General features: G+C 60.0%; 16 protein-coding genes. 12 read left to right on the plus strand and 4 right to left on the minus strand.

The window, feature by feature from the left end; all coding sequences use genetic code 11:
- Positions 1–9: 9 nt before the first annotated feature.
- The 5 genes from ABH944_RS33700 (at position 10) to ABH944_RS33720 (ending at position 5,207) form a co-directional block, all read left to right on the plus strand.
- Entirely contained in the window at positions 10–1,353 is a 1,344-nt protein-coding gene (locus ABH944_RS33700; protein WP_062081166.1) for an ABC transporter substrate-binding protein, read from the plus strand.
- A 115-nt stretch (positions 1,354–1,468) separates the two neighbouring features.
- A complete protein-coding gene (locus tag ABH944_RS33705; protein ID WP_165086862.1) occupies positions 1,469–2,404 on the plus strand; it encodes a carbohydrate ABC transporter permease in 936 nt (311 codons plus the stop codon).
- Positions 2,401–3,249 (plus strand): carbohydrate ABC transporter permease, encoded by an 849-nt coding sequence (locus ABH944_RS33710; protein WP_404611777.1) that lies wholly within the window; start codon positions 2,401–2,403, stop codon positions 3,247–3,249. Before ABH944_RS33705 ends, ABH944_RS33710 begins: the two co-directional genes overlap by 4 nt.
- Positions 3,250–3,262: 13 nt before the next feature.
- A complete protein-coding gene (locus ABH944_RS33715; protein ID WP_404611779.1) occupies positions 3,263–4,036 on the plus strand; it encodes an HAD family hydrolase in 774 nt (257 codons plus the stop codon).
- A 49-nt stretch (positions 4,037–4,085) separates the two neighbouring features.
- Entirely contained in the window at positions 4,086–5,207 is a 1,122-nt protein-coding gene (locus tag ABH944_RS33720) for an ABC transporter ATP-binding protein (RefSeq protein ID WP_404611781.1), read from the plus strand.
- A 977-nt stretch (positions 5,208–6,184) separates the two neighbouring features.
- Here the strand turns inward: ABH944_RS33720 and ABH944_RS33725 are convergent.
- The 3 genes from ABH944_RS33725 to dalD form a co-directional block, all read right to left on the minus strand.
- Positions 6,185–7,132, minus strand: a complete 948-nt coding sequence (locus ABH944_RS33725) for a sugar-binding transcriptional regulator (RefSeq protein ID WP_404611783.1) — start codon at positions 7,130–7,132, stop codon at positions 6,185–6,187.
- Positions 7,133–7,261: 129 nt separating this feature from the next.
- Positions 7,262–8,743 (minus strand): xylulokinase, encoded by a 1,482-nt coding sequence (gene xylB, locus ABH944_RS33730; protein ID WP_404611785.1) that lies wholly within the window; start codon positions 8,741–8,743, stop codon positions 7,262–7,264.
- 130 nt (positions 8,744–8,873) lie between these two features.
- A complete protein-coding gene (gene dalD / locus ABH944_RS33735; RefSeq protein ID WP_404611787.1) occupies positions 8,874–10,265 on the minus strand; it encodes a D-arabinitol 4-dehydrogenase in 1,392 nt (463 codons plus the stop codon).
- Between the two features lie 426 nt (positions 10,266–10,691).
- On the opposite strand from dalD, the gene ABH944_RS33740 reads away from it, so the two are divergent.
- The 7 genes from ABH944_RS33740 to ABH944_RS33770 all read left to right on the plus strand — a co-directional run bounded on the left by ABH944_RS33740 (position 10,692) and on the right by ABH944_RS33770 (position 18,871).
- Positions 10,692–11,696, plus strand: coding sequence for an AraC family transcriptional regulator (locus ABH944_RS33740; RefSeq protein WP_404611789.1), 1,005 nt, complete (start codon positions 10,692–10,694; stop codon positions 11,694–11,696).
- A gap of 207 nt (positions 11,697–11,903) precedes the next feature.
- Positions 11,904–12,764, plus strand: a complete 861-nt coding sequence (locus tag ABH944_RS33745; protein WP_231936947.1) for a substrate-binding domain-containing protein — start codon at positions 11,904–11,906, stop codon at positions 12,762–12,764.
- A gap of 48 nt (positions 12,765–12,812) precedes the next feature.
- The gene (locus ABH944_RS33750) at positions 12,813–14,339 is read left to right on the plus strand and encodes a sugar ABC transporter ATP-binding protein (RefSeq protein ID WP_404611791.1); all 1,527 of its coding nucleotides are present in this window, start codon (positions 12,813–12,815) and stop codon (positions 14,337–14,339) included.
- Between the two features lie 7 nt (positions 14,340–14,346).
- Positions 14,347–15,336, plus strand: coding sequence for an ABC transporter permease (locus ABH944_RS33755; protein ID WP_404611902.1), 990 nt, complete (start codon positions 14,347–14,349; stop codon positions 15,334–15,336).
- A gap of 96 nt (positions 15,337–15,432) precedes the next feature.
- Positions 15,433–16,518 (plus strand): alcohol dehydrogenase catalytic domain-containing protein, encoded by a 1,086-nt coding sequence (locus tag ABH944_RS33760; protein WP_404611793.1) that lies wholly within the window; start codon positions 15,433–15,435, stop codon positions 16,516–16,518.
- Between the two features lie 67 nt (positions 16,519–16,585).
- Positions 16,586–18,130, plus strand: a complete 1,545-nt coding sequence (locus ABH944_RS33765; protein ID WP_404611795.1) for an FGGY-family carbohydrate kinase — start codon at positions 16,586–16,588, stop codon at positions 18,128–18,130.
- 3 nt (positions 18,131–18,133) lie between these two features.
- Positions 18,134–18,871: an SDR family oxidoreductase gene (locus ABH944_RS33770; RefSeq protein WP_404611797.1), complete on the plus strand. Its 738-nt coding sequence runs from the start codon at positions 18,134–18,136 to the stop codon at positions 18,869–18,871.
- Positions 18,872–18,910: 39 nt separating this feature from the next.
- Here ABH944_RS33770 and ABH944_RS33775 read toward each other — a convergent pair whose 3' ends face one another.
- Complete coding sequence (locus tag ABH944_RS33775) at positions 18,911–19,738, minus strand: EAL domain-containing protein (RefSeq protein ID WP_404611799.1); 828 nt, start codon at positions 19,736–19,738, stop codon at positions 18,911–18,913.
- Positions 19,739–19,838 lie beyond the last annotated feature (100 nt).

The following is a 19,838-nucleotide window of genomic DNA, read 5'->3' on the forward strand; positions in this document are numbered from 1 at the left end:
CGAAACAACATGAAACGCGCCAACTTCACCCTCAAGACCCTGCCGATACGCTCGCTCGCATTCGCTGCATTCGCTCTTGCAGCAATTGCGCCAATCGCCGCCAAGGCCGCGACCGTGACAATTGCCACGCTCAACAACCCGGACATGATCGAGTTGAAGAAGCTGTCGCCGGCATTCGAAAAAGCGAACCCGGACATTCAGCTGAAGTGGGTCATTCTTGAAGAAAACGTGCTGCGTCAGCGTGCCACCACCGACATCACCACGAACAGCGGCCAGTTCGACGTGATGGCAATCGGCACGTATGAAGCGCCGCAGTGGGGCAAGCGCGGCTGGCTCGCACCCATGACCAACCTGCCGGCCAGCTACGATCTCGACGACGTGGTGAAGACGGCGCGCGACGGCCTCTCGTATAACGGCCAGTTGTATGCGTTGCCGTTCTATGTTGAAAGCTCGATGACGTTTTACCGCAAGGACCTGTTCGATGCCGCCGGCCTGAAGATGCCCGATCAGCCGACCTACGACCAGATCAGGCAGTTCGCCGACAAGCTCACCGACAAATCCAAGGAACAGTACGGCATTTGCCTGCGCGGCAAAGCGGGTTGGGGCGAGAACATGGCGTTCTTCTCGACGGTCGTGAATACGTTCGGCGGCCGCTGGTTCGACGAGAAGTGGCAGGCCCAACTCGATACCCCGGAATGGCACAAGGCTCTCACGTTCTACTCGGACCTGCTGAAGAAAGACGGGCCGCCGGGAGCCAGCTCGAATGGCTTCAACGAGAACCTGACGCTGATGTCCTCGGGCAAGTGCGCGATGTGGATCGACGCCACGGTCGCGGCCGGCATGTTGTACAACAAGGCTCAGTCGCAAGTGGCTGACAAGATTGGCTTCGCGGCAGCGCCGGTCGAGGTTACGCCGAAGGGCTCGCACTGGTTGTGGTCGTGGTCGCTCGCGATTCCGAAGACCTCGAAGTCGCAAGATGCTGCGAAGAAGTTCGCAATGTGGGCTACATCGAAGGAGTACATCGAACTGGCTGCCAAGGACGAAGGCTGGGCCTCGGTTCCCCCGGGCACGCGCAAGTCGACCTACGCCAATCCGGAATACAAGAAAGCGGCGCCGTTCGGCGACTTCGTGCTGAGCGCAATCGAATCGGCAAGCCCGACCGATGCAACGCTGAAAAAGGTGCCGTACACCGGTGTCCAGTTCGTCGGGATTCCTGAATTCCAGTCGTTCGGTACCGTGGTTGGCCAGTCGATTGCCGGTGTGGTCGCCGGACAGACGACTGTTGATGCCGCATTGACCGCGGGCAACGCCGCAGCCAATCGTGCCGTGAAGCAGGCCGGGTACCAGAAGTAAGGACCCGAAGCAGCAGTAACTTGTTGCGCCTAATGTAGGACAGCGGGCCGCGCCGCTTCTGTGAAGAAGCCCCAAGCGCGCGGTCTGCGCATCATCATCGAGAGGTGACACGATCATGAGTCAACTTAATCCCCCCCTCACAGACGGTTACGCGGAATCCGCCGCAGCGCGCGACAAGAAACGCGCGAAGTCGGTCCGCTGGCTCATCATGCCGTCGACCGCCGTATTGTTCCTGTGGATGGCCATCCCGCTTGCGATGACCATCTGGTATTCGTTTTCCCGATACAACTTGCTCAACCCCGATGTCAAAGGGTTTGCCGGCATCGATAACTATGAATTCCTGGCCACCGATCCGGCCTTCCTGCCGTCGATTGTTCACACGCTGACCCTGATCGGATCGGTGTTGCTGATTACCGTGATCGGCGGCGTGCTGCTTGCGGTGCTGTTCGACCGCAAGTTCTACGGCCAGGGTATTGCGCGGCTGCTGGTGATCGCGCCGTTCTTCGTCATGCCTACAGTCAGCGCGCTGATCTGGAAGAACATGATCCTGCATCCGGTGTATGGGCTGATAGCGCAGTTGATGCGAGCGTTGGGGCTCCAGCCGATTGACTGGTTCGGCAACTATCCGCTCTTCGCGGTGATCGTGATCGTTGCGTGGCAGTGGCTGCCGTTCGCATTCCTGATTCTCTTCACGGCAATCCAGTCGCTGGACCAGGAGCAGAAGGAAGCGGCGCGTATTGACGGCGCGGGGGCGATTTCCATGTTCTTCTACATCACGCTGCCGCACTTGAAGCGCGCGATTGCCGTGGTGGTGATGATGGAAACGATTTTCCTGCTCTCCATCTTCGCTGAAATCTATACGACAACCGGTGGCGGCCCAGGCACCGCGACCACCATCCTGTCGTACTTGATCTACGCGCTTGGCCTGCAGCAATTCGACGTCGGCCTGGCTTCTGCCGGCGGCATTCTGGCGGTCGTGCTGGCGAACGTCGTTGCGTTCTTCCTGGTGCGCATGCTCGCGAAGAACCTGAAAGGGGAGTACGAATCATGAGCCATCCCGTTACCGCAACAACGTCCGTGCCGATCCTCGACACGCTCAAGCGTGGCGTGCTGGGTGTGATCGCGTGGCTGTTCGCGCTGCTGCTGTTTTTCCCGATCTTCTGGATGACCATCACGGCGTTCAAGACCGAGCAGCAGGCGTATTCGTCGTCACTGATCTTTACACCCACGCTCGACAGTTTCCGCGAGGTGTTCGCGCGCAGTAACTACTTTGCGTTCGCGTGGAACTCCATCCTGATCTCGGTCGGCGTCACGGTGATCTGCTTGTTGTTCGCCGTGCCGTGCGCCTATGCAATGGCGTTCTTCCCGACCAAGAAGACGCAGAAAGTGCTGCTGTGGATGCTCTCGACGAAGATGATGCCGTCGGTGGGTGTGCTCGTGCCTATCTATCTGCTGTGGAAAAACACCGGCATGCTCGACACGGTGTGGGGTTTGATCATTGTCTACACGCTGATCAACTTGCCGATCGCCGTCTGGATGTCCTACACGTACTTCAACGAAATCCCGCGCGACATCCTGGAAGCGGGGCGTATTGACGGCGCGGCGACGTGGCAGGAAATCATCTACCTGCTCATGCCGATGTCGCTGCCCGGACTCGCCTCCACCGCGTTGCTGCTCGTGATCCTGTCGTGGAACGAGGCGTTCTGGAGCATCAACCTCTCGAGTTCGAACGCGGCGCCGCTGACGGTGTTCATTGCGTCGTATTCGAGCCCGGAGGGCCTGTTCTGGGCGAAGCTTTCGGCAGCTTCACTGCTGGCCGTGGCGCCGATCCTGATTGTCGGCTGGTTGTCGCAGAAGCAGCTGGTGCGCGGCCTGACCTTCGGCGCGGTGAAATGAGCTGTAACCCGACATGGAACCCGAGGTGGAACGCGAGGCCGATCCAGTGAACCTGAACTTGTCCCAAGCCGGCGTACCGGACGTGCTTGCTCCAGCCAATGCCTTCGACGGGCGTCTGCTGATCTGCGACTGCGACGGCGTATTGATCGACAGCGAAGCGATCGCGGGACGCGTGCTCGTGCAGGAAATGGAGGCACTTTGGCCTGGCGTGGATGCCGAGCCGATCGTCACGCCGCTGCTCGGGCTGCGGATCGAAACGGTGCTGCAGCGCACGGCTGAAGTGCTCGGCCGGACGCTGGATGCAGCCCAGATCGATGCAATTCGGGTGGTCGTTGAAGCCGCGGCCGTGGAAGGGCCGGCGGTCGACGGAATCGAGGCCGCGCTGGCTGCGATTCCGTTGCGCAAGGCCTGCGCGAGCAACAGCTTTACGTCGTATGTGCAAACCGTGCTGGACCGCACGGGCCTCGTGCGGTTTTTCGGCGAGCGTCTGTTTTGCGCCGATAAAGTGCCGAACCCGAAACCCGCGCCCGACGTGTACCTCGCGGCGGCGCGGACCATGCGGGTTGCACCCGAACGCTGCGTGGTGGTCGAAGACAGCGTGACCGGCGTCACCGCGGCGGCGGCGGCGGGCATGACCGTGCTCGGTTTCCTGGGCGGCGGTCATGCAACTGAAGGACAGATTGATGCGCTGAAACGTGCTGGCGCAAGTGTCGTGTTCGACGAGATGGGGCATCTGCCCACGCTCGTCGGGCAGTGGCTGCAAAACGCAAGCTTCGAACTGCCGTGAGCCTCTTGCTCGCAGAAAACGAAGCCAAGTTAAAGACGGAGACTCCATCATGGCAAGCCTGAATCTGCGCAACATCAACAAGCGCTACGAAGAAACCGAAGTGATTCGCAGCGTGAACCTCGATATCGCCGACGGCGAGTTCGTCGTGTTCGTGGGCCCAAGCGGTTGCGGCAAATCCACGCTGATGCGAATGATCGCCGGTCTGGAAGATATCACCGGCGGCGACCTGACCATTGACGGCGTGCGCGTGAACGACGTGCAGCCGGCCAAGCGCGGGATTGCGATGGTATTCCAGTCGTACGCGTTGTATCCGCACATGACGCTGTACGACAACATGGCTTTTGGCCTGAAGCTGGCCGGTACGAAAAAGCCGGAAATCGATGCAGCCGTCAAGCAGGCTGCGAAGATCCTGCACATCGATCATTTGCTCGACAGGAAACCTAAGCAATTGTCGGGGGGGCAGCGTCAACGCGTGGCGATCGGCCGTGCGATTACGCGCAAGCCGAAGGTGTTCCTCTTCGACGAACCGTTGTCCAACCTCGACGCCGCGTTGCGCGTGAAGATGCGCCTGGAGTTCGCGCGGTTGCACGACGAGCTCAAGACCACGATGATTTACGTGACGCACGATCAGGTGGAGGCCATGACGCTGGCGGACAAGATTGTGGTGTTGTCGGCGGGGAATGTGGAGCAGGTCGGTTCGCCGAATCAGCTTTATCATGCGCCGCAGAACAAGTTCGTGGCGGGTTTTATCGGATCGCCGAAGATGAATTTCCTGAACGGCGAGGTGACGCAGGTTTTGAGCGACGGGATCCTGGTGAAGTACGCGACGGGTGAGACGCAACTCGCCGCTGTCGAACCGGGCAACGCCAAGGTGGGCGATGCGGTAACGGTCGGGATTCGCCCGGAGCATTTGCATGCGGGCACGGCGGCAACGCTTGAGCACGGCGTTTCATCGAAGACGATGGCCGTGGAGTCGCTCGGCGATGCCGCTTATCTGTACGCGGAGTCTTCCGTGGCGCCGGAGGGGATAATTGCGCGCATCCCGCCGCTGGAGCGCCATTCACGCGGCGAAGTGCTGAAGCTCGGCGCGAAACCTGAACATTGCCATTTGTTCAACGCAGACGGGATTGCGTATCAGCGGAAGATTGTCGAGGTGCTGTCGGCAGCCTGAAGGGGATGTTCGCTCGCGCCGGTGGACGGGTTTTCGGCTCTGGCGCGGGTTTCCGGATGGCGATTGGGGTTGAGGCCGGGTTGGGCTTTCCTGGGTTGGCGGGCGAGGTCAGTGGTGGGTTGCCAGGTTCTGGCGTTAGCGGTCGGGGTCTATGCCGGGTTGGTGCTTTCGGCGTTAGTGGTCTGCAAGAGTCGGATTTTCTCTTTATCACTATTAGCCACTGCGCGTGGCGGCACGCGTCATTTCTTTGTTCAAAGCGACAAAGAAACGAAGCAAAGAAAACGCTTTCAAACCGCTCTACCCTAAGTGTCCACAGCGTGCAGTTTCTATTCATAGGTGCCCCAAAAGCACGGTGCTCGCCAGAGCGAAGGATGTTTGAACCCCTCTTTCTCGCGAATCCTGACATGAACACGCTTCGCCACTAGTGCTCTCGGGCAAGCACCAGCACCCCACGGTCAGCACGGCCTCACACGTTTTGGGGACCTTGTTTCTCCGTGGGTTGGCTGCGTGGTTCGACGTGCGTACAAATTCGGTGGAAGGTTGTTCGCGGATAGCGCGGGGTGAACCTTGGGCAGGTTCAATCACTGGTGGCGAAGCGTGTGGGTATCCGTGTTCGGAGAAGGAGGGTTTCACACGTCCTTCGCTCTGGCGAGCACCGTGCTTTTGGGGCACCTATGAATGAAAACTGCACGCTGTGGACACTTAGGGTAGCGTGGTTTGAAAGCGTTTTCTTTGCTTCGTTTTTTTGTCGCTTGGACAAAGAAATGACGTGCCGCCACGCACAGTGGCTAATAGTGATAAAGAGAAAATCCGACTCTTGCAGACCGGTAACGCCGAAAGCAGCAACCCGGCACTGACCCCGACCACTAACCCCAGAACCTGGCGACTCAACCCCAACCCCAACCGCTCACCCCCAGCCCGCCAAAACCCAAAAACCCGTCCACCGGCGCGAGCGAACATCCCCATCCAAAATGCCCTCAGGCGTCCAGCGCCGCCTGCGCGCACAGCTCATCGGTCACCAGCCCCGACAGCCATTTACCCTGCAACGCGGCAATCACCGCTTCACGTTTTCTCAAGCCGCCCGCGAACCCGATAGTCGGCCGTTTCGGCGGCGCATCCAGCCGCAAGCTGGTCACACGCTCACCGGTCGCTGACCGCACCCGCGCGCCTTGCGCGTCAATGGGCAAGCCGAGCAGCTCAGCCACAGCACCGGCCTGCATCATCTCTTCCACTTCGGCAGTCGTGATAAAGCCGTCCTCATGCAGCGGGCAATTGATCCCGATATTTCCGATCCCGATAAACGCGACATCGGCGTTTGCAGACAGCGCATCGACAATCCGGTACAGCCGGTGATTGCACCATTGCTCGCGCTCAGCCCGGCTGTCGGCCATCAACGGCGCAGGCAACATGAAATGCTTGCCGCCGGTCTTCTCGGAGAGGTGCTGTGCGACGTCGTAGCGGTTCGAGGAGCCGTCCTGGGCAATAGCCCCTACCATCGACACCAAGCGGTGCTGCGGACGCTCCAGTTGCCCGATTTGCGCGACCACGGCTTTCAGGGTCCGGCCGGTGCTGATGGAAATCACCAGCGGCTTTTCATCGGTGAGATAGCGTTCCATCACCTGCGCGCCCGCGACCGCCAGCTTGCGGTCCACTTGCTCGGGAGAATCACCGTCGACCGGGACGACTTCGCACATCGACAAGCCGTATCGCTTCGATAACTTCGCAGCCAGTGCGAGGCAATCGGCAATCCGGTGATCCACGCGCACGCGGATCAGGTTCTTTTCGACCGCGAACGCGACCAGCCGCTGCGCGACGGGCCGCGAGATTTGCAGCTTCTCCGCAATTTCATTCTGCGTGTTGCCCGCGACGTAGTACAGCCACGCGGCGCGGGTGGCGAGATCGAGTTTTTCGTTGGACTTGGGCACGGTGGCTCGATGTCTGGGTCGTTCGTGTCGAATACAAAGAGAATCGCGCGCCGTAGAGGCACGCGAAAGATCGACATTGTGCACGCTCGGTGCCTGCGGACAAAAACTCCCCCGGTGTCTTTTAAACCATCACGCGAGCCGTGGACGCGCCGGATCGAACAACGGCCGCACGTGCTGATACAACTCGCGAAAACCCTTCAGCCGTTGCCGCAGGATGGCGTGACGTTCCGCGTCGGGGATGAACTCGTCCTTCACCGGCGGTTTGGCCAGCACCACGGCCGGATCACCGCCCGCAGCCAGCCAGCCGAGCCGTGCCGCGCCAAGCGCCGCGCCGGTCTCGCCGCCGCCATGCGTGCGCGTGCGCGTATTGAGGGCGTCGGCTAATAACTGACCCCAGTATTTGCTGCGCGCACCGCCGCCCAGGAGCGACAGCGCATGCACTTCGGTGCCGGCGGCCTGCAACGCATCGAGGCCATCGGTCAGCGCAAGCGTCACGCCTTCGAGCACCGCGTAACCGAGCAATGCGCGGTCCGTTGCGTGGGTCATGCCGAAGAACACGCCTTGCGCGTACGGGTCGTTATGCGGCGTACGTTCGCCGCTGAGATACGGCAGGAAGAGCGGCGCGATCTCTAGCGCGGCAGGATCAAGCGCGGCGATTTCAGCGAGTAGCGTGGGTTCGTCGGTGGAAGTGAGCTTGCAGACCCAGCGCAGGCAGCTCGCAGCCGATAACACCACGCTCATCTGATGCCAGCGGTCGGGAATGGCGTGACAGAACGCATGCACTGCCGACGATGGATTCGGCCGGAAGCGGTCGCCGACCACGCACAGCACACCCGATGTCCCGAGCGAGAGGAAACCATCGCCCGGTTCCGTTGCGCCGATACCCACCGCACTGGCCGCGTTGTCGCCGCCGCCGGCCGCGACGACCACGCCATCGCGCAATCCGAGTTCGCGGGCGAGCGCGGGCAGCAGCGTGCCCGACGGCTCGCTGCCTTCGGCCAGCGCCGGCATCTGGGCACGTGTCATGTTGCAGGCGGCAAGCAGTTCATCCGACCAGTCGCGGCGCGCGACGTCGAGCCACAAGGTACCGGCGGCGTCCGACGGATCGGATACTTTCGTGCCGGTCAGATGCAGCCGGAGATAGTCCTTCGGCAGCAACACGCACGCGGTCCGGTTGAAAATCTCCGGCTCGTTGTGTTGCACCCATAGCAGCTTCGGTGCGGTGAAACCGGGCATCGCGAGATTGCCGGCGATCTCGTGCAACCCCGACGCGCGCGCGGTCAGCTCGTCACATTCCTTGTCGCTGCGCATGTCGTTCCAGAGGATCGCCGGCCGCAGCACTTGATCCTCGGAATCGAGCAGCACCGCGCCGTGCATCTGTCCCGACAAACCGATACCGCGCACCTGTGCGAATTCCCGCGGGAATTTATCGCGTAAAGCGAACAGCGCGGCGCGTGTGCCGTTCCACCAGTCGAGCGGATTTTGCTCGGACCAGCGGGGTTTGGGACGCGAAACGGTGAAGGGGGTGCCCGCCGTGCCGACGACGCTGCCGTCGCTCGCGAGTAGGAGAACTTTGACTTCGGAGGTGCCGAGATCGATGCCTAAATACATGGACGAACCCTTGATGAAGGCTGAAAGCCGCGAGAAACCGGAGACGCTAATGTAGCGCCGCTGCCGGTGTTACGCCATTGGCAATAACACCGGACGGGCACGAAGAGGGGTGAAACGAAGCGTGAGATGCTCAGGCCCGCTTGGCGAGCCACGCATCGACACGGCCAAGCGCCGCGCGCAGCACACGTTCGAGATCGGCGCTTTGCGCGAGGCTGCCCCAGAGCAGTTTATCGGCGACGAAAGCCTTCACCGGGTCGTCCGCTTCGAAGAAAGCGTGCGCGGTGGCGGGGTCCATCACGCCGTCCTGGTACGCGTACGGCAGCTTGTCTTCATGCCAGCGTTCGAGGAAGCGGAAGAACAGGGCGGGCAACATCGCGGTGGCGTTCGGATCGACGTGGCGCGCAAAACATTCACGCAAAGTCGGCGCGATAAAGCCAGGGATCTTCGAGAAGCCATCGGCGGCCACGCGTTGATTCGTGTCCTGGATATATGGATTGACGAAGCGGTCGAGCACCACGTCACGGTATTTCGCGAGGTCGATCGGACTCGGCGACAGGCACGGAATCACGTCTTCGGTGACGTAGGCCTCGGCGAGCGCGCGGACATCGGCGTCTTGCGTACCTTCGTGAATGTATTGATGGCCGAGGAGCGTCCCCGCCCAGGCAATACAGCTATGCGTCGCGTTGAGAATGCGGATCTTGGCTTCTTCGTAGGGCAGCACCGAGTGGACCATTTCCGCACCGACGTTCTCCCATGCCGGCCGCCCTGCAATGAATTCGTCCTCGATCACCCACTGAATAAACGCTTCGCCCATGACGGGGGCTTTATCGTCGAAACCGGTTGCAGCCAGCACGCGCTCGCGGACATCGGGCGTGGGCCGCGGCGTGATGCGGTCGACCATCGCGTTCGGGCATGACGTATTCGCGATCATCCAGTCACGCAACGCAGTCTCGCCGCGCAATTGCAGGAATTCGAGCATGCCGGCTTTGAAGCGATCGCCATTGCTGCGCAGGTTGTCACAGTTTTGCAGCGTCACCTTGCCCGCGTTCTGCTTCACCCGGGCGTCGAGAATAGCGGCCAGCGCGCCATAGATCGTCGTGCGGGCGCCTTTCAGGTCGGCGGCCAGATCCGGATTCGCCGTATCCAGCTTATGGTGTTCATCGAGGTAATAACCGCCTTCGGTCACCGTGAACGATACGATCTTGCACTCCGGCGCCGACCCCGCCGCGACCAACGCGTTCAGGTCCGCTGCCCACGGCACGACCTTCGTGATTGAGCGAATGGTTTCGTACGCGCGCTCGCCGTGCGGCGTGACGGTTTCCAGCGTATACGTGCCGTTCTGTGCGGCCAGCGCTTCCAGCACCGCATTCATGTCGCCGCGAATATTGCCGACCGTCAGCGACCAGCGCGTGTCGCCGGATTCAATCAGCTTGTGCAGGTACCACGCCTGATGCGCACGATGAAAAGAACCCGCGCCGATGTGCAGGATCACGTCGGCGGCTGCCTGGCTTTCGGTAGTCATGTCGTCCTTCCTCTGATCTGGATGCGCCTCATGCGGTGCGGGCGCTGTGCTGTGTCTCGTTGTCGTCGAACGCAGACTGGGCGCCAAGGCCAAATTCGCGTTGCGTCGATCATTTGCTCGTTCTGTGAGCGAATGATCGTATTCGATTCGATGAAAGTCAAGGCACTGCGCAGCATTTCCGGTTGTGTTTTTGCGTGATTTCCTGGGGCGGCGGTGAGGATGCTTCGCGCGCACTCGCGCGCTATTGCGTTGCACAAAATTTGTCGGTCGAGCCCCTACGGACTAACCCCAATGCAAAAAAGTATCGGCGGGCCGTGTCATTTTCAGTGGTGAATTAATCGTGACAGGGATAATTTTCAGTCATGGCAGGCGCGAACCGTTTTTATCCGCGGCGCCGAAAACAAAAGCGGATCAGGAGGAAGACAGATGCACGCAATACCGAGTGCCCCCTCGTGCCGGTGCGGAACGTGCGGTTATTGCCGCGCAGCGCGCACGGACGCCCGCCGCGCCAACATTTTCCAGCCAGATCTCGAGGTAGTCGCGGTGGCGCGCGACGAATCGTTCAAGGTCTGGTCGCACGGTTATCCGTACCGCACCGTGCGCTGGCATTTCCATCCCGAGTATGAAATCCAGCTCATCACCACGACGAGCGGCAAATACTTTGTGGGCGACTACATCGGCAATTTCGTGCCCGGCAATCTCGTGATGATGGGATCGAACCTGCCGCACAACTGGGTCAGCGACGTGCCGTCGGGCGAGCATGTCGACGAACGCTGCCTGATCCTGCAATTCGATGCGGAATTCGTGGCGCGTGCCATCGACGTATTCCCGGAACTGAAGCGCGTTGAAGCTTTACTCGATGCGTCGTGCTGGGGTCTTCTGTTCACGCCGGAAACGGGCGCGGCAGCCGAGCCGATCATGCGCGAGATGCTTGGCGCGCAGGGTATGCGGCGCATCACGTTGTTCCTCGCGCTGCTCGACTTGCTCGTGCAGAGCGCCGACCTGGTGAAGCTGGCGAGCGCGGCGTATCGTGCGGACCCGGCGAAGTATGCCGAGACGCGCATCAATCATGTGCTGTCTTATATCGGCAAGAACCTCTCGCAGGAACTGCGCGAATCCGAACTCGCGGCGCTCGCGGGACAAAGTGTCAGCGCGTTCTCGCGATATTTCCGCCGTCACACAGGACTGCCTTTCGTGCAGTACGTGAACCGGCTGCGTATTAATCTCGCGTGCCAGTTGCTGATGTCGGGCGAACTCAATATTACCGATATCTGTTATCAGGTCGGCTTTAATAACTTGTCGAATTTCAACCGACAATTCCTGTTGCTCAAAGACATGTCGCCGTCGCGGTGGCGTGCGTACCAGCAGCTCAATGCTGCAAGCGCGACCGAACCGCGCGACGTTGCACAGGCCCTGGAAGCGTCCGTCTAGCGCCTTTTTCCGTAACCGCAGACCGCAATACGCGGTGCTTGCAAAAGCACCGCGCGGGACGAGCTCGTCCTCGCGGTTCCAGCTTTGCCATGAAGTGCATCAAGTCAAACCCAGTCCAATCAATAACAGATGGAGACAGCCATGAACGCTTTCCTTTTCCCGAAGAAACTCGCCTTCGCCACGTTAGGTCTTGCTACGGCGCTTGCAATGTCCGCCGCTCACGCCGCTGAGCCGCTGAAGATCGGCATGACGTTCCAGGAGCTGAATAATCCGTATTTCGTCTCCATGCAAAAAGCGTTGAACGAAGCGGCGGCATCGATCGGCGCGCAAGTGTTCGTGACCGACGCCCATCACGACGTCAGCAAGCAGGTCAGCGATGTTGAAGACATGCTGCAGAAGAAGATCGACATCCTGCTCGTGAACCCAACCGATTCCACCGGCATTGTCTCCGCAGTGAACTCGGCGAAAAAGGCCGGCGTGGTGGTTGTGGCTGTCGATGCGAACGCGAACGGCCCGGTGGACTCGTTCGTGGGATCGAAGAATTACGACGCGGGCGTGATGTCGTGCGAATACCTGGGCAAGGCGATTGGCAGCACGGGAGAGGTGGCCATCCTCGACGGCATTCCGGTCGTGCCTATTCTGGAGCGCGTACGCGGCTGCAAGGCGGCACTCGCCAAGTTCCCGAATATCAAGCTTGTTGATACGCAGAACGGCAAGCAGGAACGCGCGACTGCGCTGAGCGTGACCGAGAACATGATCCAGGCACATCCGAATCTCAAGGGCGTATTCAGCGTGAATGACGGCGGATCGATGGGCGCGCTTGCAGCGATTGACGCATCGGGTAAGGACATCAAGCTGACGAGCGTCGACGGTGCGCCGGAAGCTATCACGGCCATGCAAAAACCCGACTCGAAGTTCATCGAAACGTCGGCGCAGTTTCCGCGCGACCAGGTGCGTATTGCGATTGGGATCGCACTCGCGAAGAAGTGGGGCGCCAACGTGCCGAAGGTGATTCCTATTGACGTGAAGCTGATCGACAAGAGCAATGCCAAGGGCTTCAGCTGGTAAGCGATTTTCATATCACGCTCTTAATGCACGGTCCGGCAGGTGCCCAAGATGAACTCCATTCTCAGACTCGACAACATCACGAAAAGCTTCCCCGGCGTGAAGGCGTTGCAGGGCATTCATCTCGACGTTGCCGCCGGTGAAGTGCACGCGCTGCTCGGTGAAAACGGCGCGGGAAAGTCCACGCTGATGAAAATCCTCAGCGGTATTTATCAGCCGGACGAAGGCACGATCACGCTCAACGGCACCACCCGTACCTTCGCGGATTATCACGATGCGGTGGCGGCCGGCATTGGCATCGTGTTCCAGGAATTCAGCCTGATTCCGTTCCTCAACGCGGTCGAGAATATCTTTCTCGGGCGTGAACTGAGGAAAGGTTTCTTGCTGGATCGAGCGGCCATGCGGCGGTCTGCGGCGGCAATTTTTGCGCGGCTGAAAGTGGATATTGATTTGTCGGTGCCTATCCGGGAGTTGTCGGTCGCGCAGCAGCAGTTCGTCGAGATCGGCAAGGCGTTGTCTCTTGAAGCGCGCATCCTGATCCTCGATGAACCCACCGCCACGCTCACGCCTTCCGAAGCGGAACATCTCTTCGACATCATGCGTGAGCTGAAGACGCAGGGTGTCGCGATGATCTTCATCTCGCATCACCTCGATGAGATTTTTGAGGTTTGCGATCGCATCACGGTGCTGCGCGACGGCCAGTATGTCGGCGACACAGCCGTCGCCGATACCGACGTCAGCCGCCTCGTGGAGATGATGGTCGGCCGCAAGATCGAGAACAGCTTTCCGCCGAAACCCCCGCCACGTGCCAATGCAAAAGCCGTGCTCGAAGTCGAGGCATTGCAGATCGACAAGGACGGGCCCGTCAACGCGTTCGTGTTGCGTGAAGGCGAGATCCTTGGCTTCGCGGGCCTGGTGGGATCGGGTCGTACCGAAACCGCGCTCGCGGTGATCGGCGCCGATCCCGCCCATGTGAAGAAGGTGAAGATCAACGGCCGGGACATGAAGCTGGCGGACCCGGCTGCATCACTTGATGCGGGTATCGGCATCCTGCCGGAAAGCCGCAAGACTGAAGGGCTGATCACCGACTTCTCGATCAAGCAGAACATCTCGATCAACAACTTCGGCAAGTACCGTCAGGCGCGATTTTTCATCGATCAACGCAACGAAGCGCGTACGACCGCCGCGATCATGAAGCGTGTGGGTGTGAAGGCGCCGACCATGAACACGCAGGTGTCCACGCTCTCCGGCGGCAATCAGCAGAAGGTGGTGATTGCGCGCTGGTTGAATCATCACGCGAACATCCTGATCTTCGACGAACCCACGCGCGGAATTGACGTGGGGGCGAAAGCCGAGATCTACTTGTTGATGCGCGAGCTGACCGGGCGGGGCTACGCAATCATCATGATCTCGTCGGAGTTGCCGGAGATCGTGGGCATGAGCGATCGCGTGGCCGTGTTCCGGCAGGGCCGCATAGAAGCCATTCTTGAAGGTGAGCAGATCACATCGAATGCAGTCATGACGCACGCGACGACGGCCAGTGCCGCGTCGCTCGAGCAGGGAGTCAGCCATGAGTAAATTAACGATGGAACCCAAGACCGCCACAGTCGATTCCGCATCGCCCGGCGCACCCGTGCGATTGACGTGGGCCGGTCTTAAACGATCAACCATCTTTTATCCGTTCGTCGGACTGGTGGTCGTGTGCCTGGTGATGGTGTTCGCGAGCAACAGTTTCCTGTCGGCGGCGAATATAGAGAACATCGCGCGGCAGGTGTCCATCAACGCCATCATCGCAGTGGGCATGACGTGCGTGATATTGACCGGAGGCGTTGATCTGTCGGTGGGGTCGGTCATGGCGCTGTCCGGCACGTTGGCGGCCGGCTTGATGGTATCGGGCATGAACGCGGTGGCGGCGCTCGTGGTCGGCATTGCCGTAGGACTTGGCTTTGGTGTGGCGAACGGCATCTTCGTCGCCTTCGCCGGCATGCCGCCGATCATCGTCACGCTGGCGACCATGGGCATCGCTCGCGGGCTGGCGCTGATCTACACCGGCGGTTATCCGATCGATGGCCTGCCTGACTGGGTTGCCTTTTTTGGCAACGGCAAGGTGCTGGGCGTCCAGATGCCCGTGGTCATCATGCTCGTGGTCTACCTGCTTGCGTGGGTGTTGCTCGAGCGCATGCCGTTCGGGCGATACGTCTACGCAATCGGTGGCAATGAAGACGCCACGAGGTTGTCCGGCGTGCGCGTGGCACGCGTAAAGCTGATTGTGTACGGACTGGCGGGGCTGACATCGGCACTGGCGGCCATCGTGCTCACCGCGCGTTTGATGAGCGGGCAGCCGAATGCAGGCGTTGGTTTTGAGCTCGATGCGATCGCGGCCGTGGTAATGGGCGGGACTTCCATTTCGGGTGGCCGCGGATCGATTGTCGGCACGTTGATTGGTGCGTTGCTGCTGGGCGTGCTGAACAACGGTTTGAACATGGTTGGTGTGAACCCTTATGTCCAGAATGTGATCAAGGGCGGAATCATCTTGCTGGCGATCTACATCAGCCGCGACCGACGTCGTAAGTGATTAAAGAAGCGGTCATGACCAGAGACGGAAAACCCCTTGTTCAAAGGTGTTGGCCGGGAAGAACCACGAACCTATGCAGAACGGGACGAGAGCACTATGAGCACATCAAACGAAGCAACCCGGATGACCGCAATTGTTTGCCACGCGCCCAAGGACTACCGGGTCGAGTCGGTACGGCGGCCCACCGCCGGGCGCAATGAACTGGTCATTCGCATTGCCGCTTGCGGGATATGCGCGAGCGATTGCAAATGCCACTCGGGCGCCAAGATGTTCTGGGGCGGCCCCAGCCCCTGGGTCAAGGCGCCGGTCATTCCGGGGCACGAGTTCTTTGGGTACGTCGAAGAACTGGGGGAAGGCGCGGCAGACCATTTCGGCGTGGACCTGGGCGAACGTGTGATCGCCGAGCAGATCGTGCCTTGCGGAAAATGCCGCTATTGCAAGTCGGGGCAGTACTGGATGTGCGAGGTGCACAACATCTTCGGCTTCCAGCGCGAAGTGGCGGATGGCGGCATGGCCGAATACATGCGTATCCCGCCGACTGCCATCGTCCATAAGATTCCGGACGGTATTTCGCTGGAGGACGCCGCGATCATCGAGCCGCTGGCGTGTGCGATCCACACGGTGAATCGTGGTGACATCCAGCTGGATGACGTGGTCGTGATTGCGGGCGCGGGACCGCTCGGGCTGATGATGACGCAGGTCGCCCATCTGAAGACACCGAAGAAACTCGTGGTGATCGACCTGGTGGAGGAACGCCTGGCGCTGGCGCGTGAATACGGCGCGGACATCACGATCAACCCGAAGAATGAAGATGCATTGGCGATCATCAAGTCGATCACGGATCAATACGGTTGCGACGTCTATATAGAAACGACGGGTGCACCCATAGGCGTGTCGCAAGGCCTGGACATGATCCGAAAGCTGGGGCGTTTTGTTGAGTTCTCGGTGTTCGGCAGTGATACGACGGTTGACTGGTCGATCATCGGCGACCGGAAGGAACTGGACGTGCGGGGTGCGCATCTTGGACCGTACTGCTACCCCATCGCGATTGATCTGTTGGCGCGTGGCCTGGTTACATCGAAGGGTATTGTGACGCATGGTTTTTCGCTTGAGGAATGGAACGAAGCGATCAAGGTCGCCGATTCACTGGATTCCATCAAGGTCTTGCTAAAGCCGCGATAATATAAAGAACCAGAAAAGCCCTGCAAACCAAGCGGGGCTGAAAAGATCGAGACATGGAGCAAGCGCAATGGCTTATGTAATAGGCGTTGATATTGGCACTCAGAGCACGAAGGCATTGTTGGTCGACGTGGAAGGAAGGATCGTCGCCCAGCATTCGAGTGCTTACCATCCCGACACGCCGCGACCGTTGTGGGCGGAGCAATGGCCTTCGGTCTGGCTGGATGCGGTCAAGGCGACCATCAAGGCCTGCGCGGAAAAAGCCGCCGCGAAGGGGGTAACCCGCGAAGATATCAAGGCTATCTGCATAAGCAGCTTGTACGGCGGTTCCGGGATTCCTGTCGATCAAGAAAAACGCGCGTTATATCCGTGCCTGATCTGGATGGACCGCCGGGCGACGCAGGAAGTGGAGTGGGTCGGGAAGAACATCGATACCGCACGCCTCAGGCAGATCACGGGCAATGGCATAGACAGTTACTACGGCTATACGAAGATGCTTTGGCTGAAGAACAACCAGCCCGAGGTATGGAGCAAGACCCAATATTTTCTGCCGCCGAACGCGTACATCATTCGTGAGTTAACGGGAGCGTTGGCGGTGGACCATAGCTCGGCGGGGAATATCGGCGGGGTGTACGACATGGAGAAACGCGGGTGGTCGGAAGAAGCACTGACCATGCTCGGCATTCCAGTGGAGATGATGCCGCCGCGGTTAGTGGATTCGTCGGAGATAGTGGGTGGATTGTTACCTCAATGGGCCGCTGAACTTGGATTGAAAGAGGGCACGCCCGTGATTGCGGGCGGAGTGGATGCAGCGGTTGCTACGTTCGCAGCAGGCGTGACGCGGGCAGGGCATCACGTTGCGATGATCGGCACGAGCATGTGCTGGGGGTATATCAATCAGAGCGTCGATGCGAGTCATGGCCTGATCAGCATGCCGCACGTCTACAACTCGCAAAAGGACATATACATTTTTGGCGGCGCTATTACCGCGGGTGCTTCTGTCACGTGGTATCGCGAGCAGTTTTGTCATGCAGAGACAGAAGCCGCGAAAGCGACGCCTCATGGCGATCCGCATCGGCTGCTGGAAGAATCTGCGGCGAACATAAAAGCGGGCTCCGATGGTGTGGTCTTCCTGCCCTACCTGATGGGTGAGCGCAGCCCCGTGTGGGATGCAAAAGCCAGTGGCACATTTGTTGGCTTGAGCCTCTACCACACACGTGCCACGCTGTATCGCGCGGTTCTGGAAGGCGTGGCATTCGCGCTAAGGCACAACATGGAGGCGGGCCGCCGTGGCGCGCAATCGCTTGACGACAAACTTATCGTGGTCGGCGGTGCGGCGCATTCGGACTTGTGGATGCAGATCATCGCGGATGTCACGGGGTTTCCGGTCTGGTCGATCGAAGAGGACGTGGAAGCCGCGATGGGCGCCGCGTTGCTTGCGGCATTAGGCACGAACCTGATCACGCGGGAGACCGCTGAGGGCGGCTGGGTCACGCTGGTCGAACGTGCGAAGCCTGACGCGGAGCGGCAGAAGTTATACGCTGAGCGCTTTGCTGTTTATGTCGATTTATACCCGGCGTTGAAGCCGATCATGCATCGCTTGCAGGCATCCTGAATCATGCAGACACACTTCGATTTCAATGGGCGGTCGGTGCTGGTTACGGGGGCATCGAGTGGTATTGGACGGACGACGGTCGTTCATTTGCGTGCCGCGGGTGCGCGGGTGGTGGCGGCGGCGCGTAACCTGGACGCCCTGCAAACGCTTGCAGATGAAACTGGCTGCGAGCCGTTGGTTCTTGATGTATCCGATCCGGCGCAGATAGCGCTCGCGTTGAAAGACCTCGATGCTTTCGATGGTCTCGTCAATTGTTCGGGCACGACGGCGCTGGACAAGGGCATTGATTTTTCTGCTGCGGATTTCGATCAGATCATGGCGGTGAATGCTCGGGGTGCTGCGCTCGTAGCGCAACAGGTCGCGCGGGGGATGATCGCTGCGGGCAAGCACGGCAGCATTGTGAATGTATCGAGTCAGGCGGCGCTGGTGGGGATTGAAGATCACCTCGCGTATTGCGCATCGAAGTCCGCACTCGATGCTATTACGCGCGTGTTATGTCTAGAGCTCGGGCCGCATGGGATTCGCGTGAACAGCGTCAATCCGACAGTCACGCTTACGCCGATGGCAATCAAGGCGTGGAGCGAACCCGCTAAACGCGATCCCGCGTTGAAGGGGATTCCGCTGGGGCGTTTTGTTGAGCCGGACGAAGTGGCCGCGCCCATTTTGTTTTTGTTGAGTGACGCTGCCGCGATGATCTCAGGCATCGTCATGCCGATTGATGGCGGGTTTACCGCGAGGTGATTTTTTCTTCTCGATGGTGGAGACGGAGGAAGCCCAACCCTACCGTCCCCCCGGCCCAATCGCATGCGCCTCGAACGCGGGCCCTTGTACAAAACTGACATCGAATTGCTGAAGCGCTTCGAACTGCGCTTCGTCGTCGACATGGTTGAATATCAGCGGAATCTTCAGCCGGTGCGCATAGCCCACCAACGGCTTCACCACTGAATCCCGCAATGCCAGACCCGCATCCATCTTGATGAAATCCAGCCGCGCCATGTCCGACACGGACATGATCTGTCCGGCATTGGGCAAATTCCCGGCGACCTTGAACCCATACTTCTGATAACTCTTCACGAGATATCCGAGGAAGGTCTTATGCGCGACCGCGGCCGGCGGCAACTCAATGACGATCCTTGCCGGGTTCAAGCCAAACTCGATCAGCACGGAAGAAAAGTGCTTGCCGTGATCATATTTCACGCTCTTCAGCAGACGCTCGTGCACCCTCAGGAACAACAACCCCGGCCGCTGCGCACCAAAGAAATTGAACGCGTGCAATGCGCGCGAGAGCCGGTCGAGTTCGACGAGCTTCGGGTCGTCGTCGAGTTGCGCGAACGGATCGAACGACGCGCCGTCGCCGGTGAGCGTCATCGCCTGGAAGCCGAGTTCATCGCCGAATCGCTCGGCACTTTCCACCGACGCCGTCAGCGATTGCGGCAGCCCGCGCGTGGTGACATCGAAGATAGGTTCGTAGGCGCTCGCGAGGCAAAACCCTTCGTAGAACGCGATGGCCGTGCCCGCGCTCGCCCCTTCGCCCATGACAATGCGCGCGCCGGGAAACGGATAGTCCGCGGCACGCGAGACGAGTTGCTGGACGGTTGGCGCGATCATGAAGACGAGTATGTAAGGGGTATAGCGTCGATGGTAGCAGTGCCACGGGTGGTGCCTTGCACAAAATCCACATATTGATATGACCCGAAACCAACTCGGC

Source organism: Caballeronia udeis, from assembly GCF_044909315.1.
Taxonomy (GTDB): domain Bacteria; phylum Pseudomonadota; class Gammaproteobacteria; order Burkholderiales; family Burkholderiaceae; genus Caballeronia; species Caballeronia udeis_A.